This window comes from Yimella sp. cx-51, from assembly GCF_017654605.1.
GTDB lineage: Bacteria > Actinomycetota > Actinomycetes > Actinomycetales > Dermatophilaceae > Yimella.
Genome location: NZ_CP072113.1, coordinates 1,393,111 through 1,414,921, shown reverse-complemented (window position 1 = coordinate 1,414,921; position 21,811 = coordinate 1,393,111). Strand labels below are relative to the sequence as shown.

Sequence of the window (21,811 nt, the reverse complement as noted above, 5' to 3'; positions counted from 1 at the left end):
ACCGGACGCTCCCGCGCCGTCATGAGCTCTGCTGCGCGGCCCAACTCGCGTGCAAGCGTCCGTACACGGAGTCGCGGTCGCGCACGAGGTCGGTGTGCGGGCCTACGGCGACGATCCGCCCGGCGTCCACGACCACCACGAGATCTGCTGACTCAGCGGTGGAGAGCCGGTGGGCGATCGCGATGGACGTGCGTCCGGAGGTCACCTTGTCGAGTGCCCGCTGGATGCGCACCTCAGTGCCCGGATCGACGGCCGAGGTGGCCTCGTCCAGCAGCAGCAGATCTGGATCGGCAAGGTAGGCCCGTGCCAGCGCAACCAGCTGTCGCTCTCCGGCGGACAGTGACTCGCCGCGCTGACCGACATCGGAATCGAGCCCCTTGGGCAGTCCGGCGAGCCAGTCGGTGAGGTCCATCTGCGCGAAGGCCCGCTGCACATCGTCCCGGGTCGCGGTGGGCACCCCGAACCGGACGTTGTCGAGCAGGGTCGCGTCGAACAGTAATCCTTCCTGGGGCACGAGCACGACGTGCTGACGCAGGGAGGCGAAGCTGATGCTGCGCAGGTCGATGCCGGCCAGCCGGACCGTGCCGTTGACCGGATCCATCAACCGCGTCACGAGTTTGGCGATCGTGGTCTTCCCCGAACCGGTCTCCCCCACGACCGCGACGCGGGTGCCGGGGGCGATGTGCAGATCGACGTCATGGAGCACGGTGCGGCCACCGGGGTATGCGAAGGACACCTGCTCGAAGTCGACGCTCAGGGAGCCGCCCGGCAGCTCGCGTCCGTCTTCGGGATCCTGCACCGCCACGGGTGTGTCGATCAGCCCGATCACTCGCCGCCAGCCGGCCACGGCGTTCTGCAGGTCGTTGAGATTCTCCGTCGCCATCTGCACCGGCTGGGTGAAGAGGTTGACGATGAACAGGAAGGCAACCAACTCACCGAGCGTGAGATGCCCCGCGACAGCCTGACGGGCACCGATCACCAGCACGACGATGGTGGTGACACCGGCCACGAACTGTCCGGTGCTGAAGGCCCCGACGGCGCGGATCTGGGCCCGGATGCTCGCCCGGCGATGCGCTTCGACCGTGGTGTCAATCCGTTCGGCTGTGCGGTCCTGCACGCCGTAGGCACGAATCGTGGCAGCGCCGACGACTGACTCGGAGATCGCGGCCAGCATGTCGCCGACCCGCTCACGGACGACGGTGTAAGCGCGTCCCACCACGCCTTGGAAGTAGCGCAGGACGACGAACATCGGGATGAAGCAGATCCACACCACGGCGGCCAGCAGCGGGCTGTAGATCAGCATGAGGATGGTGGCGATCAGCAGTTGACCCATCGCCATGAGCAGCATGAGTCCGCTGAACTGCACGAACTGGGAGATCTGGTCGACGTCACTGGTCACCCGTGACACCAACGCGCCTCGTCGTTCGGCGTTCTGGGTGAGCATTGACAAGTCATGGATGTGGCGGAATCCCTTGACCCGCAACGTCGCCAAGCCGCTCTCGCTGCTGCGGAAGAGTCGGAGGTTGACGAAATAGGACGCCGTGCCAGTGACCACGACGCCGAGTGCCGTGATGAGGGTGAGGGTGAGCACGGCACCGACGTCCGGACCACCGGCCGTGAGAATGCCGTGGTCGAGGGTCTGCTGCACCGCGATCGGCACCAGCACCCGGCCGGCGGTGGAGAAGACCGCGAGCGCGATGGTGACCCACAGACCACGTCGCAGCTCCGGGGACAGCTCGAAACCACGCTTCAAGGTCTGCCAGGTGCGTAGTTCCTGGGCGTTGCCGACCTGTTCGGTCGCGGTGCTCATGCCTGCTCCTGCTTCTGCGCGTCGGCGACTTCGGCTGCGCGGTCGGCGTAGGCGGTCACCAGGTCGCGATATCCGGCGCATCGCACCATGAGTTCGTCGTGGCGACCGCGGTCGACCACTCGTCCTTCGTCCATGAAGACGACCTGATCGGCCAGGGCGATGCTCGACATGCGATAGGCGACCATGACGACGGTCGTGCCGTCACGGTTGTCCCGCAGCGCCTGCAGGATCGACTGCTCGACGGCGGGGTCGACCGCGCTCGTGGCGTCGTCCAGCAGCAGGGCGCGGGGAGCGCGAATCACTGCACGCGCCAACGCGACTCGCTGACGTTGCCCGCCCGACAGGCTTGCTCCACGCTCGCCGACGCGGGTGTGAAGTCCGTCCGGGAGCCCGTCGACGAAGTCATGCGCCTGCGCGATCTGCAATGCCTGCTGCACCTGCTCGGCGCTGAACGGTGCGCCGAGGGTGACGTTGCCCTCGACCGTGTCGTCGAACACGAAGGTCTGTTGGGTCACCAGCGCCGCGGCGGCGCTCGTCTCCCCCTGTGCCAGCTGTGGTTCAGGCACGCCGTCCAACCGCACGGTGCCTTCGGTGGGGTCCATGAGCCGCACCAACAGACTCATCAGGGTCGACTTGCCCGAACCGGTGGGCCCGACGATCGCGGTGAGCGAGCCGGGTTCGAGGTCGAGCGCGACCTGCTCCAGCGCGCGCCAGCGATCTGTTCCCGACGACTGGTCGGCCTCGCTGAGGTCGACCGTGCCCGACAGGTCGTACTCGTAGCCCACCGCGTCGGCAGCGATCGTGGCCGGGCCGTTGTGCTGCAGACGGCGCTCGCCGTACGTCATGCGTCCGGAGGCTCCGAGCACGCTGTTCAGCCGCACCCAGCCCGCGACCGAGCGCGGCATCTCGGCCAGCACCCACCCGAAGGAGCGCACCGGGAAGGCCAGCACCGAGAAGAGATAGGCGATCTGGACGACCTCGGCGGGGGTGGTGTGACCGGCCGACACCTGGGCCGTGCCGACAGCCAGGACTGCGAGGGTGCCGATGGTCGGGATCGCTTCGACAAGCGGGTCGAAGATGCCGCGCACCCGGCCAACCTCAACAGCCGCGTCACGCAGCCGCTGGGTCTCGCCGGTGAACCGGTCGGCCTCCTGCTGCTCACGGCCCATCACTTTCACCAGCAGACCTGCCTCGATCGACTCGTGGGCGACCTCGCTGACGTGCGAACGCATCCGCTGGGCGCGGGTGACACGGGGCGACATGTGACGCTGGAAGACCAGATTGGTCACGAAGAGCAACGGGAAGACGATCATGCCGACCAGCGCGAGCCAGAGGTCGACGCTGAACATCTCGGCAAGGCCGACGCAGAGCATGACGATCACGCCGATCGCCATCGGCAGCGGCTGGAAAATGTTCCAGGTCGCCTCGACGTCGGCGTTGGCGTTGGAGAGCAACTGGCCCGAGGGGTGCCGGTGGTGCCACGACAGCGGCAGCCGCAGGTATTGACGGGTGACCTGCTGGCGGTACATCGCGTTGAGGTTGAAGTAGGCGATGCCTGCCGCGACCCGGCGCAGGATCACGCCGATCACGTTGAGCAGCACCACGATCCCCAACTGCCAGATGATCGTCCACGTCTGTTCGCCGGTGATCCGTCCGGCCGTCACCGCCGGCTGGACGACGGTGTCGACGAGGTGTCCGATCACGCGCGCCGTGGCGACGGTCATCACGCCGTAGATGGCTGACCCGATCACGGCAACCAACAGCGTCCTGGGCTGCCCGCGGAAGCCTCGGCCGATGACCCGCAGACCTTCGCTCAGCGTCGATCCGCGCACCGGTGTTTCGTCCGTCTTCACAGATTGGTCGCGGGGTGCGGTGGAAACAGACGGCATGTGCGACATGATCACCCGTATGACCTCATTTGCCCAAAGCGAGCGCCAGGCGTTGTGTGACACCTTCCTGGAAGTGGGGCCGGACGCGCCGACGCTCTCCGGCTCGTGGCGCACCCGTGACCTCGCGGCACATCTGATCCTGCGTGAGCGCCGCCCGGATGCGGCGATCGGCATGTTCCTCGCACCGCTTGCGGGACGCACCGAGCGGGTGCAGGAGTCGTTGGCGCAGCGCCCGTTCGAGGAACTGGTCGACACCATCCGAAACGGTCCGCCGAAGTGGAGCCCGTTCGCGCTGAGCAGCATCGACGAGGCCGGCAACCTCGGTGAGTTCTTTGTGCACCACGAGGACGTCCTTCGCGGCGTCGACCCTTCCGCGCGCCGTTTGCTGGATCGTGCCGAGCAGAAGGCCATTTTCGGCGTCCTCCCGCGCCTGGGCATGTTGACCCTGCGCCAGAGCCGGGTCGGCGTGGTGGCCGACTGCCCCGGCTACGGACGCCGGACGCTGCGCAGCCCCAAGGACGAGCACGGCAATGTGGTGCTGACCGGTGATCCCGGCGAGGTGCTGCTCTACATCTACGGACGTGACGCGGTGGCCGACGTCCAGATCGACGGTGCCGACCACGACGTGGCCGCCTTCACCGAGACCGAACTCGGCGCCTGACCCTCCACCTGAAGTTCAGGCTCGCAAGCGCCCACCATCGAGCCTCGGAGCTCAGCGCACCGGGTGGCCGGCCTCCCGCAACGCTTGTTTCACGTCGGTGATCGTCAGCTCACCGAAGTGGAAGACCGATGCGGCCAGCACGGCGTTCGCCCCGGCGTCGACCGCTTCGACGAAGTGCTCGACGGTGCCAGCGCCTCCGCTGGCGATGATCGGGACGTCGACCTGCGAGCGCACGGCCCGGATGAGGTCGAGGTCGAAGCCGTCCTTGGTGCCGTCGGCGTCCATGGAGTTGAGCAGGATCTCGCCCACCCCCAACTCGCAGGCACGCGCACACCATTCGATGGCTTCCAGGCCTGCTGATTCGCGGCCACCGTGGGTGGTCACCTCGAAGCTGCCGTCGGGTGCACGCCGCACATCGGCCGACAACACCAGCACTTGTGCGCCGAACCGGTCAGCGATCTCGCGGATCACCTGCGGGCGGGCGATCGCACCGGTGTTGATGCCGACCTTGTCGGCGCCGGCGCGCAGCAGCCGGTCGACGTCGTCGACCTCCCGCACTCCCCCGCCCACGGTCAACGGGATGAACACTTCCTCCGCGGTCTGCCGCACCACGTCGTAGGTGGTTTCCCGCCCCGCGGAGCTGGCCGTGACATCGAGGAAAGTGAGTTCGTCGGCGCCCTGGGAGTCGTAGCGGTGCGCGAGTTCGACTGGGTCACCGGCGTCGCGCAGGTCGACGAAGTTGACACCCTTGACCACGCGGCCGGCGTCGACATCAAGGCAAGGAATGACACGCACGGCGACTGACATACCGCCAAGGCTAATCTCGCGGGCATGGATCATGTTCGGGGCACCAATGATGCAAGACCAGAACACATCGACCAGGTCGTCCAAGCGGCGCGGGCCGCAGTCCAGCGTCAGCAGGAGCGGGTGGTCGTCATCGGCATCGACGGCCCCGCGTGCAGCGGCAAGACGTCACTTGCCATGCGTCTGGCGGACGAACTCGGTGACGCCTGGGTGGTGCACATGGACGACCTCTACCCCGGCTGGGACGGCCTGGCGGCTGCGGTGCCCCGGCTGACCGACGACATCATCATCCCGTTACGCGCCGGCGAACCCGGCTTCTACGAGCGATACGACTGGGCCGCAGGCGAATTCGCCGACGAAGTGCAGGTGCCGGTCACGAAGTTCCTGATCGTCGAGGGCTGTGGAAGCACGGTCGGGCCGGCGGGCCAACTCGTCGACGTTTCAATCTGGTTGGACGCCGACGAGGCGGTGCGCCGAGCTCGCGGCGAGCGCCGGGACGAGGGCGGATTCGCCGACCATTGGGACGACTGGGCGAAGCAGGAGCAGGAGGTGTTCGGCGCGGACGAGACGCGCGAGCACGCCGACGTGGTGATCGACACCACAGCCTGAGCCGAACGCCGACCGCACCGTTCATAACGTGTGGTGCGCGGCCGCCTCACGTTCAGCCGACTCGGGGGTCCTGGAAGCCGTGCGCTTCAACCAGGGCCGCCATGCGCTCCGCCTCGCTGACAGCGAATTCGGCGTCGGCGCGCTGCACGGCCATCACCGCCAACTGCTCGGTGTCGGCGAGGTCGAGCACCAACCACGGTGTGCCACCACCGAATTGGACGCCGACGATCTCCTCCCACGCCAGGTCACGATTGACCAGGAGGTTGCGGACGGTCAGTCCGTCCGGGGTCGGCACGGCCTTGATCGCGGCGAAACGCCACAGGATGGTCGCCATCGCCAGACCGAAGACGAAGAGCGCGCCGGCGTCGACAGCCGTCCAACCGGTCACCCCGCCTTGGGGCAGATTGAACGCGACGAGGCCGAACACCACGACGGCCGCCGCCGCCGCGATGAGCGCCATCCACCGCCCGCGGCGGGGACGGAAGACCGCGTAGGCGCTCGATGCCGGGTTGGTACTCATAACCGGCAGGCTGCGATGTCAGTGACCAGGATCGCCCGCGCGCCGAGGTCGTACAGCTGGTCCATCAACGCGTTGGTCTGTCGCTTGGGCACCATGGCGCGCACCGCCACGTAGTCGGGGTCGTGCAGCGGGGAAACGGTGGGCGACTCCAGGCCGGGCGTCACCGCAGAAGCCTGTTCGAGCAGGTCGGCGCGGATGTCATAGTCGAGCATCACATAGTCGCGCGCGGTCAGCACACCTTGCAGGCGGCGCACCAGGACGTCCACCTTCGGGTTGCCGTTGGCCCGCGCCGGACGGATGAGCACGGCCTCGCTGTGCAGGATCGGCTCACCGAAGACTTCGAGGCCCGCATTGCGCAGCGTGGTACCGGTTTCGACGACGTCGGCGATCACGTCGGCGACGCCGAGCGTGACCGCCGTTTCGACTGCGCCGTCCAGGCGAACGACGCTGGCTTCCACCCCCGCCTTGGCCAGGTCTGCCTCGACCAGGCCCTCGAAGCTGGTGGCGATGCGCTTACCGGCGAGGTCGTGCACCGATTCGGCAACGCCGGGACGGGCGGCGTAGCGGAAGGTGGAGGTGCCGAAGCCGAGTTCGAGCCGCTCGGTGGCAGGTGCTCCGGAGTCAAGCAGTAGGTCGCGGCCGGTGATGCCCACATCAAGCGTGCCGCTGCCGACGTACACCGCGATGTCGCGGGGACGCAGGAAGAAAAGTTCGACATCGTTGTCGGCGTCGACGACGACCAGTTCCTTGGATTCCCGGCGGCCGCGATAACCGGCTTCCTTCATGATCTCGGCGGCGGATTCGGCGAGGCTGCCCTTGTTCGGCATCGCTACGCGCAACATGTGGTCTCTCCTGAAAGGCTGTGCGTTGAGGGTTTCGGCGGTGGTGATCGGTGCTCGATCACAGATGTCGGTAGACGTCCTCCAACGCGATTCCGCGCTCCAGCATCAGCACCTGCAGGTGGTAGAGCAGCTGACTGATCTCCTCAGCGGCCTTGTCATTGCCCTCGTACTCGGCGGCCATCCACACCTCGGCCGCTTCCTCGACGATCTTCTTGCCGATGAAGTGCACGCCGGCATCCAGCTCGGCCACTGTGCCGGAGCCCTGCGGACGCTCGACGGCCTTTTGCTGCAGCTCTGCCCACAGCTGTTCGAAGGTCTTCACAGGCAACCAGGGTACGCAGGGCGCGGCGCCTGCCACGCCCTGCGTCCACCGTGTGTCAGGCCGGTGTGGGCTGGTTCACAGCGCTGCGCTGTTCGGCCCGGGTGACCTTCACCCATTGGGTGAAGCCGTAGATCACGAACAGCCCGTAGAAGATGTACATCACCGCGGTCGGCACGTAATCGGTGGCGAAACCGAACGGCACACCGACCAGGTCGACGACGATCCAGGCCAACCAGAACTCGTTCCAGGCCCGAGCCATCGCGTACGTGGCGACGATGGAGCCGACGAAGACCCAGGCGTCACACCACGCGAACCACCATTCCGGCGTCCAATAGGGGCTCTTGTTGGCGTCGAGGATGGCCTGGAAGATCGCGTGCGCGATGACGGTGCCGACGATCCAGAACGCCGCCATGAGCAGGCGTTCCTTGTTCGTCGCCCACCGTGGGGTGACGGCCGGTTGGTCGGTGTCGGCGTTGCGGTTCTTGCGGTGCTGGTTCCACCGCCACCAGCCGTAGGCGCTGGTGATGATGAAGAAGATCTGCCGTCCCGCCTGACCGAAGAGCGGGATGCGGGTGTCGGTGCCGAAGGCGGCACCGATGTAGACGAAGAACAGCATGATGTTGGCGACGATGCCGACCGGCCATGCCCACACCCAGCGCTTCATGCCCAGGTAGGCCGACACCACACCGATGAGCACTCCGGTGAGTTCGAGCCAGTGCAGTTTGTACTTGCCGATGGCGAGGTGCGCGTCGAGCAACTGCTGGAAGAAGTTGGTGTCGCCGCCTCCGGCCGCTGCGATGAGCGATTGCATCTGTGACATCTCCTGATCGTCCGTCATGGACGTGATCCGGGAGATGGCGAGGACGGCGCAAACGGGTCGACGACGGCGTCGTCGAACACCCGCAGGACCATCCCGCGTGCTCAGGGAATGCCGTGGCAGACCCTGAACGTGCGCCTCCCATCCGGACTTTCACCGTCGGTCCTGGAGTTCCACCAAGTCAACCGCTCACCTCTTGCGAGGAGCGCGGGTCGCGGACTGTCACCGCCGGCTCAGAGTTTCACTGACCCCGGAGCACGTTTCGCCGATCAGTATGCACCCATCAGGTTGGGGTCACTGCAGCGGCCGGGTGATCAGCGCGGGTCGCGCACCGGCCGACGGAAGTCAGTCACTTCGGGCAGTTGCCGAAAACCGGCTGCGCCATAGGTGCGCACTGCACCGATATTGGTCGCCGGCGTGGCCACCGTCGCGCTGGAGGCACCCAGGTCGCGAAGTGCAGCAGCAGCTGCGCGCGAGATCGCGACGCCGTATCCCTTGCCCCGGTGATCGTGGTGCACACCGAGAGGTTCGAGGACGCCCGGCCTGCCTTCGCCGGCCGACCAGACAGTGGCCGCAGCAACCGGCACACCGTGCTCGTCGTAACCGAGCAGACATCGCGCTCGCACGTAAGCCGGTGACTGCCGCACCAGCCGCCATCGATCCGCGGAAAAGGTCGATCCCTCGAAGGACGCCCGATGAACAGCGGCTCGCTCTTCCACTTGGCCTTCGTCGACCACGCGGATCTGCAGGTCGACGGCCTCGACCGGATCCGTGAGGTCGCGAACCAGCGGCGTCCAGGGCTCGACCGCCGTCCAGCCCTCGGCAATCAGCTTGTCCCGCAACGCTTTTCCGAACCGCACCTCGGCCTGACCCTCCAGCCAGGGAAGAACGCCCGCTTGCCGGTCGCCGAGGTTTGCGGCCACTTGCGCCGCCACGGCTTCGTCGTCGGCTACCCCTGGCGCGATGGCCAGGCGAACCAGTGATTCCTCGGCGTCCAGATCGTCGTCATCACCCATGGCCACGGCGACGATCTCGCCCGCACGACGCCACACGGTCAGTCCCGCGGCGAGTCGGTCGTGTCCGATGCTTGCGTTCCAGCCGATGTCGCCCGGGTGCAGTTGGACGGGTTGACCGGTCACTTGCCAGGAAGCCACCGCTTCGGTGATCTCAGCGAGTTGATCCGGTCGCGCGGTCTGCATGGTGATCGACATGGCTTGATTGAAGCAATACGGCCGAGTTCATTGCATCCGAATTGCCAGCGTCACGTCCGTCGTTCGTGGCCGATACTGCTGCGCCACAGGCCAATTGCCAATGCGGCGCCCCAGGCGAGGAAGAGCGGATCCCACATCCAGGCGTGCCCGATCATGCCGTCGCGGTCGTACCCTCCGTCGGGACGGATGGCACCGGCCAGCACGAGCTGTCCGACGATGGTGTTGAGTCCGCCCCAGGCGATCAGCCCGGCCGATACCAACCACGCCAGGGGGCGGGCTATCCGTGGGTCGTGCCAACCGCGGCGAGCAAGCATGACCGGCGCCAGGGCGCCGATGAACTTCAGCAGCGCGACCGGGATGAGCAGCGGGCGCATGCTGTCGAACCGCTCCACCAGATCAGCGCCGAGACTCCATTCGAGCCAGCGACCGCCCAAGCCCCAGTACAGGCTGAACGCCGCGTGCACCGATCCGAAGACCGCCGCCGCAAGAAGAGCACCTGCTCCCCTTGTCACCCTTTCGAGCATTGCTACTCCTAGGAGTCACACAAGAGTCGTACGAACTGGTCGATCGACGCCTGGCCCGGTTCGAGACCGAAGTGGTGCTGGAGTTGGTGTTCGAGGTAATCCGAGATCTGCTGAGCGGACTGGCCTTGGGACACCATGTCGATCAACGGGCTCTCCAGACAGTGGTACTCGTCCTGGGGCCCGCCTCGATCGGGATGCACCCCTATCGGATCCCACTGGTTCAGCAGAGACCTGACCTCACTCACAACGAGCCTGCAGTCAGATCCTCGCCCGGACCTGCACCCGGACGTTCTCGACCCTGCGGGTGCAGCGAATGCCCGAGCCACGTGCCTGGCAGCGCATTCTTGACCGTGGTCCCGGAGGTGAGTTTGCCGGCGATCTTGGCGGACGGGGCGACATACTGGTCCAGGTCGTCCTGCTGCTCGATGGTCTCGATGACCTTGCTCACCGGCTTCAGCTCCTCGGCTCGGATGTGTCAACCGTTTCCATCATGAGCCAGATCGCTGCGCAGCGCGGTGCTCCTGCCCACCGGGTCCTCCGCGGTCAGCTGTGCGCCGGATAGGTCACCGTGTGGTCAGCTGCGACTTTCGGTTGCGCACCCCACTGCCCGAGCCGATGCTGTTGAGCTGGCCGGTCACCCATGATGTGGTGCACTGTCCAGCCTTGTGCCATAAGCGCATTGGCGAGGAGTAGACGATGGCAACGCCACGGCACCGGTTCGCCGCACAACACGGCCACCCTCCGCGTCGCCGCGAGTTCTTCCAGTTGCTCCAGCGCTTCGCAAAATTGCGCGGACAGCGCGTAGTCGGCGTAGTTGCGGAAGCTGGCGTTCTGCCATCCGGCGTTGATGGCCTCGTCGACGCCCTGCTTGCGGCGTCGTCCGGTCAGGCCGAGCAGATGCTCGTAATCGATGCCCGCTTCGCTCAGTGCCTCACGCATCGCGTCCTGGTCGAACTGCGGCGAACGCTTCGATCCCGGAAGGGCTCGGACGTCGGCCACGACCTGGATGCCGTTCGCGCGCAGTTGATCGACGAAATCGACCCACGGCGTGCCGCCATGACCGATCGTCCAGATGTCGCGGTCGTTCATCCGATCACCTCGGCTTCGACCGTACGCCGCTCGACCCTGGCCGCGGCCGATGCGTCAGTGCCGATACGTCAGCGTTTGTGTCAGTGCTGGCAGGCGGCTGCCACATTGCGCAGTTCGTCGACCGCGGCCGCGGCGTCGTCAGCGCCGTACACCGCGGAGCCGGCCACGAACACGTCCGCGCCGGCTTCGGCGCACTGCTCGATGGTCTTGGCCGAGACGCCGCCGTCGACCTGCACCCAGATCTCGCCGCCATGACGACGCACCGCCTCCCGTACCTGGCGCACCTTCGGCATCTGGTCGGCCATGAACGACTGGCCACCGAAGCCGGGCTCGACCGTCATCACCAGCACCATGTCGAGTTCGGGCAGCAGCTCCTCGTAGGGAGCGAAGTCGGTGCCCGGCTTGATCGCCATGGACGCACGAGCACCGGCGGCACGCAGCGCCCGAGCCAGCTTCACCGGCTCACGGGCGGCCTCGATGTGGAAGGTCACGCTCTGCGCCCCGGCCTCGGCGTACTGCGGCGCCCACCGATCAGGGTCTTCGATCATCAGGTGGCAGTCGAGCGGGATCGGCGAAATCTTCAGCAGCGACTCCACGACCGGCAGACCCAGCGTGAGGTTGGGCACGAAGTGGGCGTCCATCACGTCGACGTGTGCCCAGTCGGCGTTGCTGATGCGGTCGAGCTCGGTCTGCAGGTTGGCGAAATCGGCCGAGAGGATGCTGGGAGCGATCTGCATGTGGAACAACGTCTTTCGTCAGTTCTTGCGAAGCAACGCGAAGAACATCGCGTCGGTGCCGTGGACATGTGGCCAGAGTTGGACGGCCGGACCCTCGCCCAGCCCCTCAACCGGTGTACCAGAGGCGTCGCGGAAGTAGGGTCGCGCATCCTCCTGCACCACGTTGGGATGCTTCTTGAGCGCGTCGGCGACGACCTGTGCGGTCTCCGCGGTGTGTGGGCTGCAGGTCGCGTAGCCGATGACACCGCCCGGTTTGGTGGCGGCGATGGCGGAGTCGAGCAGTTCACCCTGGAGCGTGGTGAGTGGGGCGACATCGGCCGGCAACTTGCGCCAGCGCGCTTCCGGACGCCGACGCAGCGCACCCAACCCGGTGCACGGCGCATCGACGAGCACCTTGTCGTAGGTGTTGGGCTCCTCCGCGCCGAGGTCGCGACCATCACCGGTGCCGATCATCACCTCGACGCCGGAACGCAGCACGGCGTCCATCGTGCGACGCACCAGTTCGGTGCGGTGATCGCTCACCTCGTTGACGAAGAGCACAGCGCCCTGCTCGGCCGCCAACGCGGCAAGGAGCGCTGCCTTCCCACCCGGCCCGGCGCACAGGTCGAGCCATTCCTGCTGCTCTCCGTCAACTGGCACCGCTGCCAGCGCGATGGCCAAGAGTTGCGAGCCCTCGTCCTGCACCGCAGCCCGGGTGTCGCGAACGGCGGCGATACTGCCGGGGTCTCCCCCACCCCAGCGGGCACCGAAGGGCGACAAGCCCGTGGCCACGGCGCCGGCCTGTACGAGTTCATCGACGGTCGAGAGACCTGGTCGTGCCACGAGCATCACGTCGGCCGGGTCGTTGTCGGCAGCCAGCAGACGCTGCAGGTCTTCATCGACGTTGTCGGCAGTAGCGGCGCCTGATCCGACCAGCGCTCCGCGCAGGGCTCGCACGATCCAGTCGGGGTGGGAGTGCTCGACGCCCAGCGCCTCCAACGGCTGCCGACCGGCGGTCACCTCGCGCACCCACTCCTCGCGACTGCGCTCGCTGATGCGCCGCAGCACCGCGTTGACGAAGCCCGCGGCGCCGGCCCCGTTGACCTCTCGGGCCAGCGCGACCGTCTCGGACGCAGCGGCGTGGGAGGGCACCCGCATGCCGAGCAACTGGTGGGCACCCAGGCGCAAGGTGTCGAGCACGGCGGGATCGATCTGGCCGACGCCGCGCCCTGCGGAGGGTTCGATCACCTTGTCGTAGAAGCCCTGCATCCGCAGCGTGCCGTAGGCCAGCTCACTGGCGAAGGCCGCATCACGACCGCTGATTCGCCTGTCTCGCAAAGCTCTTGGGAGCGCGAGGTTGGCGTAGGCGTCCTTCTCATGCACCTCACGAATAACATCCCACGCCACCCGGCGCGCCGGATCGGTGCTGCGTCGACGTTCGGAAGGGCGCTGCTGCGACCGGCCGCGGTCGGCGTCGCGCCGTACCTGAGGTCGCTGCCGGCCCTTGGCATTACGGAAGCCCGAAGTGTCCTCGCTCATACCAACATCTCCCGCTCCTCGATGCGTGCACCGCGAGCCCAGTCGGCCGCGTTCACCGCTTTCTTGCCATGGGGCTGCACGACGCCGAGTTCGACGCCGCCTGCCCCGGTGCCGACGTACACGGCGTTCTTGGTGACCCGCAGCTCACCCGGTGCCAGGCCATCTTGTTCGGTCGGTCGCGCTGCCTGCACCTTCAACCGGGCGTCGCGGAAGCTCGTCCATGCACCCGGGCCGGGGGTGCACGCGCGCACCCGTCGGTCGACGGCGAACGCCGGTTCGTGCCATCTGATGCGGGCATCATCGACGCTGATCTTGGGTGCCATGGATACACCTTCGGCCGGCTGCGGCACCGCCGTGACCGTGCCTTCCTCGATCGCGTCCAGGGTCGCGACGAGCAGCCCAGCGCCGGCGATGGCGAGCCGCTCCAACAGGTCGCCCGCGGTGTCGGTCGGGCGGATGGTCTCGGTCATCGTGCCGAGCACCGGACCGGTGTCCATACCTTCCTCGAGCAGGAAGGTGGTAGCACCGGTGACGTCGTCGCCGTGCAGCAGAGCGTGTTGCACGGGTGCTGCACCGCGCCACGCAGGCAGCAACGAGAAGTGCAGGTTGATCCAGCCGTTGGCCGGGATGTCGAGCACCGGACGCGGCACGAGCGCGCCGTAGGCCACGACCGGGCATGCATCAGGCGCCTGCGCGCGCAGCCACTGCTGGAAGTCGTCCTCGCGTGGATGCTTCGGTGTCGCCACCTCGATGCCGGCCTCCACGGCGACCTGCTTGACCGGGGATGGACGCAGGCTGCGGCCCCGCCCAGCGGGTGCATCGGGCCGGGTGACGACACCGATGACCTCGTGGCGCGATTCCAGCAGCGCCTGCAGGGAGGGCACGGCCGCCTGCGGTGTACCGGCGAAGACCAGTCGCATCGTCAACTCACCTGCTCAGATTCGGGCAACCAACAAGGTTGTGCACCAACGACATTCAGGCCGCAACCCGCACCGGGAAGCCGCGCACGACGAGATCCTGACGCAACTCCTCCGGCGAGGTGAACTGCACTGCGTCCAAACCGGCCACAACAGCCGATTGGACGTTGGGCAGGGAGTCGTCGATGAACAGGAAGTCTTCCAACCCGGCGAGGTGATCGGTGCGTTCGGCGAGCACTTCCCAGATCTCCGGGTCGGGCTTGACCACACCCTCTTCACCGGAAACGACGATGTCTTCGAAGATGTCGAGGAAGTCGTACCGCTCCACGGCCTTCTGGAACAACGGAGCCGACCAATTGGTGAGGGCCACGAGCGGGATGTCGGCGGCCTGGAGTTCTTTCAGCAGGGAGATGGACCCCTCGATCGGACTCAAGGAGGCCTCGAAATGGTCGACATATGCCTGTGCGGCAGGTGCGAGTTCGGGGTGGTGTTCCTGCACCCATTGCACGGCCCCGTCGAGGTCGCGGCCGGCGTCGTTGTCGAGGTTCCAGGCGAAGAAGTCGAACTGGTCGTGGTGCACGAACTCCCGGGCGGCTTCAGCGCCCAGGGCCGCGGCAACCGCGAGCTCCGGCTGCCACCGGATGAGCACATTTCCCAGGTCGAAGACGACGACTTCGGCGGGTGCCGGGGCGAACCGGGCATCGTCGGGCAGGTCGAAATCCATGCCGGAACGCTATCGCTTGAGCTACAACGACGAGCCGTCCGGGTCGACCCGCACGGCGAGGGGTTCCTTGGATCGCGCCAGGCTCCTAGCGGCACGCAGCGCGCTGATTGCACGGGCAGCATCCCTGGCCGCGGCATGGTCGGCGCTGACCAGTAACCGCACCTGGTCGCCTTCGCCTGGCAACGGCGCCGGACCGAGCCGCGTCATCCAGTCGGGCACAGTCGCTGCGGCAGCGGCCACTTCAGCAGCCTTTCCGGTCAGTGAGGCTGTCCAGCGGGTCGGCGGTAGCCCGAGTGCGGCGCGCGCGGCCAACTCGCTCCCAGCCAGTGCAGCAGGCGCCCAACGCAGCAACGCTTGGGCGACCTGCACCGATGCGTCCACTCCGGCGAGCACCACCTTGCCCCCGGTCGCCGCGGGTCGACACAGCGCCGACGCGGCCATCCATTGCCGCAGTGCTTGCTCGTTGCTCGCCAACGAAGGTCGGTCGACCATGGCCCACCCGTCGAGCAGCAGCACCGCCGTGTAGCCGCTTTCGGCCACGGGTTCGGCTCCGGGGGTGGAGATGACCAGCGCCGAAGCGGCGGGGACGCGTCCCAACACCTGGCCGGCGCCAGAACGGACGACGGGTGTGCCCGGGAATGCCCGACCCAACTCCTCGGCCGTCCGGCGGGCCCCCACGACCGATGCGCGCAGCGTCGCTCCGTCGCACTCAGGACAGCGGTAGTGCTCCGCCGGGGTGTCGCACCAGGAGCAGCGCGGCGTCTGGTCGGCGTCCCGCACCTGCAGTGGACCGTGACAGACCGGGCAGTCGGCGCCGTGGCCGCAGGTGCTGCAGCGCAGCCGGGGAACGTAGCCGCGTCGGGGCACCTGCACCAGCACCGGGCCGTGCTGCAGACCGTCGTGCACCGCTTGCCAGGCACTGGCCGGCAGTCGCGCCTTCGCGGCCGCGCCGTGCCGCTCGACCTCCCGGTCGTCACCCGCGACGCTGAAGTAGGGAAGTTCAGCCCGCACCGGGCGCGCATGCACCGACTGCAGGCGTCCCTCCTGCACCCATTGCTCCACCGCGACCGAGCGCGCGAAACCACCCAGCACCAGCGCCGCTGCGGTGTCGACGTGTCGCCGCCAGAGCACGTCGCGAGTGTGCGGATAGGGGGCGCGGGGTTCGGCCAGCAGGTTGTCGCCGTCGTCCCAGCAGACCAGCAGCCCGAGATCGTGCACTGGGGCGAAGGCAGCCGCCCGGTTGCCGATGACGCAACGCACCTGACCACGCAGCGCCTTCAGCCAGGCGGTGTATCTGGCCTGCGGACCCTGGTCGGCGGTGAGGCGCACGAAGGCGTCCTTGCCGACCAACTCCCCCAGTTCGTGAGCAACGCGCTCCACGTCGCGGTGGTCGGGCAACGTGATGATCACCCCGCGCCCAGCCGCCATCGCGGTGCGCGCAGCGTCGGCCAGGGCCCGCGGCCAGTCGGCCTCCGGATCGACGGTGGGAAGCGCGAGCCAGGAGGCTGCCGGAGCTTCACCCTCGGCGATGCGGCGCAGCAGCGCGCTACCGGCCGGATATCGAGCCCAGGCGGCGCTTGATTCGAGGGCGGGCGTCCACGGCGGCGTGGCATCCATCGGGAGAGCTGCTTCGGCCCGGGCATGCCGCGGCGGCACAGCAAGACGGACGACGTCCGAGAGGGAGCCCGCCTGCGCCACGGCCACCTGTCGGCACAGCCGCAACACTTCGGGGGTGAGCACGGGTTCGTCGGAGACGACGGTGCGCAGCGGCACGAGTTCGCCGACGTGCTCGGCGGTGGCGGTGCGTTGGATGAGATAGCCACTGACGTCCTGCGCGCCGAACTTCACCTTCACCCGCACCCCGGGGCGCGCCGCTTCGTCCAGCGCGACCGGCACGGCGTACTCGAAGGCTCGGTCGAGGTGGGCGACGGGTAGGTCGAGCAGCACCACCGCGACCGGATCGACCGGAGCGCGATCCATCGGCGCCGGCTTCTTGGCGGGCGCGCGCGCGGCGGTGCGCAGCAGTTCCAGCTGCTGCGGTGTCGCCGGGTGCGCCTCATCAGTCACCAGGACGTTCTATCAGGCGGCCCCGACACCGCCGGCAGGTCATGGCGGACAGCCCCCACGCAGGTGTCGGGTGGGGGCTGTTGCAGCGCTGATCGCGCCTACTTGGCTGCAGCCTGCAGTTGGTCGACGCGGTTGGTCTGCTCCCAGGTGAAGGGGTTGTCGACACCTGCGGCCGAGGTGCGGCCGAAGTGGCCGTAGGCGGCGGTCGGCTTGTAGATCGGACGCAGCAGGTCGAGCTGCTCCACGATCGCCGCCGGACGCAGGTCGAAGACGCTGGAGATCGCCGACTGGATCTTGTCGAGCGGGACGGTCTCGGTGCCGAAGGTCTCGACGTAGAGGCCCACCGGCTGCGCCTTGCCGATCGCGTACGCGACCTGCACCTCGCAGCGCTTGGCGAGGCCAGCGGCGACGACGTTCTTGGCCACCCAGCGCATCGCGTACGCGGCCGAACGGTCAACCTTCGAGGGGTCCTTGCCGGAGAAGGCGCCACCACCGTGACGAGCCATGCCGCCGTAGGTGTCGACGATGATCTTGCGACCGGTCAGACCGGCGTCGCCCATCGGACCACCGATGACGAACTTGCCGGTCGGGTTGATCAGCTTGCGGTAGTCGCTGGTGTCGAGCTCGATGCCGCTCGCAGCGAGTTCGGCCAGCGTCGGCTGGATGACCAGGGTGTCGATGTCGGGGGCCAGCATGCCGTCGAGGGAGATGTCCTCGGAGTGCTGGGTGGAGAGCACGACGGTGTCGAGCTTGACGGCCTTGTCGCCTTCGTAGGCGATGGTGACCTGGGTCTTGCCGTCGGGGCGCAGGTAGGCCAACTCGCCGCTCTTGCGCACGGCGGTGAGGCGCTCGGCGAGGCGGTGGGCCAGGAAGATCGGCAGCGGCATGAGCTCAGCGGTGTCATCGCAGGCGTAACCGAACATCAGGCCCTGGTCGCCGGCACCCTGCAGGTCGAGTGCTTCCGTGCCGCCTTCGGCGCGGTGCTCGTGTGCCTGGTCGACACCCTGGGCGATGTCGGCCGACTGCTCGCCGATCGAGATGGAGACGCCGCAGGAGTTGCCGTCGAAGCCCTTGAGCGAGGAGTCGTAGCCGACCTCCATGATGGTGTCGCGCACCAACTTGGCGATCGGAACGTAGCTCTCGGTGCGCACCTCGCCGGCGATGTGCACCAGGCCGGTGGTCACCATCGTCTCGACGGCCACTCGCGAGTTCGGGTCCTGGGCCAGCATGGCGTCCAGGATCGAGTCGCTGATCTGGTCACAGATCTTGTCTGGGTGTCCTTCAGTCACCGACTCGGACGTGAAAAGGCGTGCCACCTGTTTGTCTCCTTCGTTGCAGCGGCTGCTGACTGGTCCGCGCGTCGCGGCGGAACCGGCCTGAGTGTACGGGTCAGGGAAGGTCTTGCTGGACGGCATCCCAAATGGCATCTGCGATGACGCTCTTGTCGGCAGGGCCGATTGTCACAGCCTCGGAGTCGGCGCGCAGGAGGTGGACGGTGCTGGTGTCCTGGCCGAAGGTCAGGCCTTCGCCGACCTCGTTGGCGACCAGCAGGTCGCACTTCTTGCGGGCCAGTTTTGCGCGAGCGTGGTGCAGCACGTCGCCTTCGGCGTCTCCGGTCTCGGCGGCGAAGCCGACCAGATAAGGAGTGGTCGCACTCCCCCGGCGTTCGACCAGGCCGGCGAGGATGTCGGGATTGCGCACCAGCTCGACCGTCGGCGCGTCCGGGTCGCCTGCCGCGAAACCCTTCTTGATCTTGGCGTTCGCCACAGACGCGGGGCGGAAATCTGCGACGGCGGCCGCCATGACGATCACATCGGCGTCCTGCCTTCGAACGGCTTCCTCCATCTGCCGCGCGGTCTCGACCGGGACGAGGTCGACACCACCGGGGGCAATCAGCGAGGAGGTGGAGATGAGCGTGACGCGGGCGCCGCGCTTGGCCGCCGACGCCGCGAGGGCGAAGCCCTGCTTTCCGGAGGATCGGTTGCCCAGGAAGCGCACCGGGTCGAGCGGCTCGCGTGTGCCGCCGGCGGTGATGACGACATGCTTGCCGGCCAGCGGACCATCGGCTCGCTCTGCGGCGTCCAGGTAGGAGCGGCAGTGCTCGAAGATGTCCTCGGGTTCGGGCAGCCGGCCAGGGCCGGTGTCGGCTCCGGTGAGGCGTCCGGAGGCCGGGTCGATGACGTCGACTCCGCGTTCGCGGAGGGTGGCGACGTTGGTCTGGGTGGCGGCGTTGGTCCACATCTCGGTGTGCATCGCCGGGGCGAGCACCACCGGGCAGCGCGCCGTGAGCAGGGTGTTGGTCAGCAGGTCGTCGGCCAGCCCGTGGGCTGCCTTGGCGAGCAGGTCGGCCGTGGCCGGTGCCACCACGACAAGTTCGGCCTGCTGCCCGATGCGGACGTGCGGCACCTGGTGCACGTCGTCCCACACCTCGGTGTGCACCGGCTTGCCCGAGAGCGCCGACCAGGTGGCGGCGCCCACGAACTGCAGGGCAGCGGCCGTCGGAACGACCGTGACGTCATGGCCCGACTCGGTGAACCGTCGCAGCAGGGTGCAGGACTTGTAGGCCGCGATGCCGCCGGCTACCCCGAGGACGATGCGCATCGGGTAAGGCTCAGGCCTCGACCTTGTCGATGTTGAGCAAGCCCTCGTTGATCTCGCGCAGCGCGATCGACAACGGCTTGTCGTTGATCTGGCTGTCGACCAGCGGGCCGACGTACTCCAGCAGACCTTCGGACAGCTGCGAGTAGTAGGCGTTGATCTGCCGGGCCCGCTTGGCGCCGAGGATGACCAGGGCGTACTTGGAGTCGGCGACCTGCAGCAGGTCGTCGATCGGCGGGTTGGTGATGCCCTCGGGGGCGGCCTTGGTGCCAGACACGAAGAAGTCTCGTTTCGTCGGTATGCGTTGTGGTCTATCGGGCGGCAGAAATGTGCCGCTCCATCAAGTCTACGAGTTCTGCGGCGGCAACCCCAACATCCTGGTTGACGATGGTCGCGTCGAACTCCGCTTGTGCGGCCAGTTCGGCCCGTGCCGTCTCCAGCCGGACGGCTTGTTCCTCGGCGGTCTCGGTACCTCGTCCGATGAGGCGGTGCACGAGTTCGTCCCAGCTTGGCGGAGCCAGGAAGACGAAGTGGGCATCCGGCATGCGCTCGCGCACCTGGCGGGCGCCCTGCAGATCGATCTCGAGCAGCGGCAGCCGTCCTTGGCTGATCGCCTCGAGCACGGGCCGACGGGGCGTGCCGTAGCTGGCGCGTCCGTGGACGACGGCGTACTCCAGCAGGTCGCCATCGGCCGCCATCTGGTCGAACTCCTGCTGGCTGACGAAGTGGTAGTGCACACCGTCGACCTCACCGGGACGGGGCGTCCGGGTGGTGGCGGACACCGACAACCACACGCGCGGGTAGTGGTCGCGGATGAACGCTGCGACGGTGCCCTTGCCGACGGCAGTTGGTCCGGCCAGGACGAAGAGCGAGGACATCAGCGCTGCTCGAAGCGCTCCAGAAGCGCAGCGATCTGGTGGGTGCCCAAGCCGCGGACGCGGCGGGTGGCGGCGATGCCGATCTCGTCCATGATCTGCGCAGCCTTGACCTTCCCGACACCGGGCATGGCCTCCAGGAGCGCGGACACCTTCATCTTGCCGATGATCTCGTTGCTCTGGCTGCTGTCGATCACCTCGCGCAGCGAACCCTGGGAGTTCTTCAACCGGTTCTTCACCGCCGCCCGCTCACGACGGGCACGAGCCGCCTTCTCCAGAGCCTCTGCTCGCTGCTCCGGGGTCAACTCGGGTAGAGCCACTGTCCTTCTCCTTGGGCGCATCGAGATGGGCGTTCCCCGAGGTCACGGGGGCCCCACTGCGGGCGACGCTGAGCGTCGGATCAGACACTAGCCGAGGCTGCGATGCAGGTGCACCGCAGTCGAACCCAAAGCAGCCCGCAAGCCGTTGATGTCGGGCCCGGCGCCGAGGATCGACCGGGAAGCGCTGGCCAGCACCTGCCTCCCGGCCGACCCGAAGGCGCGGGCGACATCGTCCGCGGTGGCGCCCTGCGCACCGAGGCCTGGAGCCAGCAGCGGGGCTCTGGAGGCCCGGAGTGCCTCGAGCAGACCGAGCGCGGCGATGTCCCGACCGGTGGTGGCTCCCACGACGAGCCCGAAATCACCCACCCGTTGATCTGCCGGTGTGCGGGCGTTCCATTCGCCCACGCCGTCGATGATCGACTGCGCAACCGTCGCGCCGTCAGTGGTGCGCGAGTGCTGCACCTGCCGGCCTTCGGGGTTGCTGGTGAGGGCAAGCACGAACGCACCGCTCGCGCTGCTGCGCGCGCGCTCGACGGCCGGTGCGAGGCTGCCCAGGCCGAGGAAGGGGCTGAGGGTGATGGCATCCGCGCGGGTGGGCGCGCCATCTCCGAGGTGAGCGCGCGCGTACGCGTCCATGGTGCTGCCGATGTCGCCGCGTTTGACGTCGAGCAGGGTGAGGGTTCCGGCGTCCCGCAATTCATCCAGTGCCCGTTCGAGCACCGCCACGCCCGCCGAGCCGAACTGCTCGAAGAAGGCCGACTGCGGCTTGACGATGGCGACGGCGCCGGCGAAAGCTGCCACGCAGCGCTGGGCGAACTCGGTCAGACCCGCCAGGTCGGAGGTCAGCCCCCAGTCGTGGAGCAGCGATGCGTGCGGGTCGATACCGACGCAGAGCGGCCCGTGTTCGTCCATCGCGGCGCTCAGGCGGGCTCCGAAAGACTGCGTGTCGGTCATCTG

25 protein-coding genes and 1 riboswitch are annotated in these 21,811 nt (G+C 67.7%); of the genes, 2 read left to right on the top strand and 23 right to left on the bottom strand.

Annotation, left to right across the window (positions count from 1 at the left end):
* Nucleotides 1-19: 19 nt before the first annotated feature.
* Both J5M86_RS06715 and J5M86_RS06710 read right to left on the bottom strand, forming a co-directional pair.
* On the bottom strand, nt 20-1,810 hold the full coding sequence (locus tag J5M86_RS06715; RefSeq protein ID WP_188060840.1) for an ABC transporter ATP-binding protein: 1,791 nt from the start codon (nt 1,808-1,810) through the stop codon (nt 20-22).
* Nucleotides 1,807-3,699: an ABC transporter ATP-binding protein gene (locus tag J5M86_RS06710; RefSeq protein WP_188060841.1), complete on the bottom strand. Its 1,893-nt coding sequence runs from the start codon at nt 3,697-3,699 to the stop codon at nt 1,807-1,809. The genes J5M86_RS06715 and J5M86_RS06710 overlap by 4 nt, the downstream gene beginning before the upstream one ends.
* Before the next feature lie 19 nt (nt 3,700-3,718).
* On the opposite strand from J5M86_RS06710, the gene J5M86_RS06705 reads away from it, so the two are divergent.
* Nucleotides 3,719-4,360, top strand: a complete 642-nt coding sequence (locus J5M86_RS06705; protein WP_188060842.1) for a TIGR03085 family metal-binding protein — start codon at nt 3,719-3,721, stop codon at nt 4,358-4,360.
* A gap of 51 nt (nt 4,361-4,411) precedes the next feature.
* On the opposite strand, the gene hisF is transcribed toward J5M86_RS06705, so the two are convergent.
* Nucleotides 4,412-5,167 (bottom strand): imidazole glycerol phosphate synthase subunit HisF, encoded by a 756-nt coding sequence (gene hisF / locus J5M86_RS06700; RefSeq protein WP_188060843.1) that lies wholly within the window; start codon nt 5,165-5,167, stop codon nt 4,412-4,414.
* A 24-nt stretch (nt 5,168-5,191) separates the two neighbouring features.
* Here hisF and J5M86_RS06695 point away from each other — a divergent pair, with 24 nt between their 5' ends.
* Nucleotides 5,192-5,773 carry a hypothetical protein gene (locus J5M86_RS06695; protein WP_188060844.1) on the top strand — a complete coding sequence of 194 codons (582 nt, stop codon included), beginning with the start codon at nt 5,192-5,194 and terminating at the stop codon, nt 5,771-5,773.
* Nucleotides 5,774-5,825: 52 nt separating this feature from the next.
* Here J5M86_RS06695 and J5M86_RS06690 read toward each other — a convergent pair whose 3' ends face one another.
* The 20 genes from J5M86_RS06690 to pyrF form a co-directional block, all read right to left on the bottom strand.
* A complete protein-coding gene (locus J5M86_RS06690; RefSeq protein WP_188060845.1) occupies nt 5,826-6,293 on the bottom strand; it encodes a PH domain-containing protein in 468 nt (155 codons plus the stop codon).
* Nucleotides 6,290-7,135, bottom strand: coding sequence for an ATP phosphoribosyltransferase (gene hisG, locus J5M86_RS06685; RefSeq protein ID WP_188060846.1), 846 nt, complete (start codon nt 7,133-7,135; stop codon nt 6,290-6,292). Before hisG ends, J5M86_RS06690 begins: the two co-directional genes overlap by 4 nt.
* A 58-nt stretch (nt 7,136-7,193) precedes the next feature.
* Nucleotides 7,194-7,457 (bottom strand): phosphoribosyl-ATP diphosphatase, encoded by a 264-nt coding sequence (locus tag J5M86_RS06680; RefSeq protein ID WP_188060847.1) that lies wholly within the window; start codon nt 7,455-7,457, stop codon nt 7,194-7,196.
* Between the two features lie 55 nt (nt 7,458-7,512).
* Nucleotides 7,513-8,277 (bottom strand): nicotinamide riboside transporter PnuC, encoded by a 765-nt coding sequence (gene pnuC / locus J5M86_RS06675; protein WP_244328518.1) that lies wholly within the window; start codon nt 8,275-8,277, stop codon nt 7,513-7,515.
* 126 nt (nt 8,278-8,403) lie between these two features.
* A riboswitch (FMN riboswitch) is annotated at nt 8,404-8,536 on the bottom strand.
* A 52-nt stretch (nt 8,537-8,588) separates the two neighbouring features.
* Entirely contained in the window at nt 8,589-9,485 is an 897-nt protein-coding gene (locus tag J5M86_RS06670) for a GNAT family N-acetyltransferase (protein ID WP_188060848.1), read from the bottom strand.
* Nucleotides 9,486-9,535: 50 nt separating this feature from the next.
* A complete protein-coding gene (locus J5M86_RS06665; RefSeq protein WP_188060849.1) occupies nt 9,536-10,009 on the bottom strand; it encodes a DUF3995 domain-containing protein in 474 nt (157 codons plus the stop codon).
* A gap of 8 nt (nt 10,010-10,017) precedes the next feature.
* Complete coding sequence (locus J5M86_RS06660) at nt 10,018-10,254, bottom strand: hypothetical protein (protein ID WP_188060850.1); 237 nt, start codon at nt 10,252-10,254, stop codon at nt 10,018-10,020.
* On the bottom strand, nt 10,251-10,457 hold the full coding sequence (locus J5M86_RS06655) for a hypothetical protein (RefSeq protein ID WP_188060851.1): 207 nt from the start codon (nt 10,455-10,457) through the stop codon (nt 10,251-10,253). The genes J5M86_RS06660 and J5M86_RS06655 overlap by 4 nt, the downstream gene beginning before the upstream one ends.
* Before the next feature lie 95 nt (nt 10,458-10,552).
* On the bottom strand, nt 10,553-11,098 hold the full coding sequence (locus J5M86_RS06650; RefSeq protein WP_188060852.1) for a DUF488 family protein: 546 nt from the start codon (nt 11,096-11,098) through the stop codon (nt 10,553-10,555).
* A gap of 80 nt (nt 11,099-11,178) precedes the next feature.
* Nucleotides 11,179-11,835, bottom strand: a complete 657-nt coding sequence (gene rpe, locus J5M86_RS06645) for a ribulose-phosphate 3-epimerase (protein ID WP_188060853.1) — start codon at nt 11,833-11,835, stop codon at nt 11,179-11,181.
* Nucleotides 11,836-11,853: 18 nt separating this feature from the next.
* Nucleotides 11,854-13,353 (bottom strand): RsmB/NOP family class I SAM-dependent RNA methyltransferase, encoded by a 1,500-nt coding sequence (locus J5M86_RS06640; RefSeq protein ID WP_188060854.1) that lies wholly within the window; start codon nt 13,351-13,353, stop codon nt 11,854-11,856.
* On the bottom strand, nt 13,350-14,273 hold the full coding sequence (fmt, locus tag J5M86_RS06635) for a methionyl-tRNA formyltransferase (RefSeq protein ID WP_188060855.1): 924 nt from the start codon (nt 14,271-14,273) through the stop codon (nt 13,350-13,352). Before fmt ends, J5M86_RS06640 begins: the two co-directional genes overlap by 4 nt.
* Nucleotides 14,274-14,328: 55 nt before the next feature.
* A complete protein-coding gene (locus tag J5M86_RS06630; protein WP_188060856.1) occupies nt 14,329-14,994 on the bottom strand; it encodes an HAD family hydrolase in 666 nt (221 codons plus the stop codon).
* Nucleotides 14,995-15,015: 21 nt separating this feature from the next.
* A complete protein-coding gene (locus tag J5M86_RS06625) occupies nt 15,016-17,061 on the bottom strand; it encodes a primosome assembly protein PriA (protein ID WP_244328517.1) in 2,046 nt (681 codons plus the stop codon).
* Between the two features lie 98 nt (nt 17,062-17,159).
* Complete coding sequence (metK, locus tag J5M86_RS06620) at nt 17,160-18,377, bottom strand: methionine adenosyltransferase (RefSeq protein WP_208965118.1); 1,218 nt, start codon at nt 18,375-18,377, stop codon at nt 17,160-17,162.
* Nucleotides 18,378-18,450: 73 nt separating this feature from the next.
* The gene (gene coaBC / locus J5M86_RS06615; protein ID WP_188060858.1) at nt 18,451-19,662 is read right to left on the bottom strand and encodes a bifunctional phosphopantothenoylcysteine decarboxylase/phosphopantothenate--cysteine ligase CoaBC; all 1,212 of its coding nucleotides are present in this window, start codon (nt 19,660-19,662) and stop codon (nt 18,451-18,453) included.
* Between the two features lie 10 nt (nt 19,663-19,672).
* Nucleotides 19,673-19,936 (bottom strand): DNA-directed RNA polymerase subunit omega, encoded by a 264-nt coding sequence (gene rpoZ, locus J5M86_RS06610; RefSeq protein ID WP_188060859.1) that lies wholly within the window; start codon nt 19,934-19,936, stop codon nt 19,673-19,675.
* Nucleotides 19,937-19,970: 34 nt separating this feature from the next.
* Nucleotides 19,971-20,537 (bottom strand): guanylate kinase, encoded by a 567-nt coding sequence (gmk, locus tag J5M86_RS06605; protein WP_188060860.1) that lies wholly within the window; start codon nt 20,535-20,537, stop codon nt 19,971-19,973.
* Entirely contained in the window at nt 20,537-20,854 is a 318-nt protein-coding gene (mihF, locus tag J5M86_RS06600) for an integration host factor, actinobacterial type (protein ID WP_188060861.1), read from the bottom strand. The genes gmk and mihF overlap by 1 nt, the downstream gene beginning before the upstream one ends.
* A gap of 87 nt (nt 20,855-20,941) precedes the next feature.
* Nucleotides 20,942-21,808, bottom strand: a complete 867-nt coding sequence (gene pyrF / locus J5M86_RS06595) for an orotidine-5'-phosphate decarboxylase (RefSeq protein ID WP_188060862.1) — start codon at nt 21,806-21,808, stop codon at nt 20,942-20,944.
* Nucleotides 21,809-21,811: the final 3 nt, after the last annotated feature.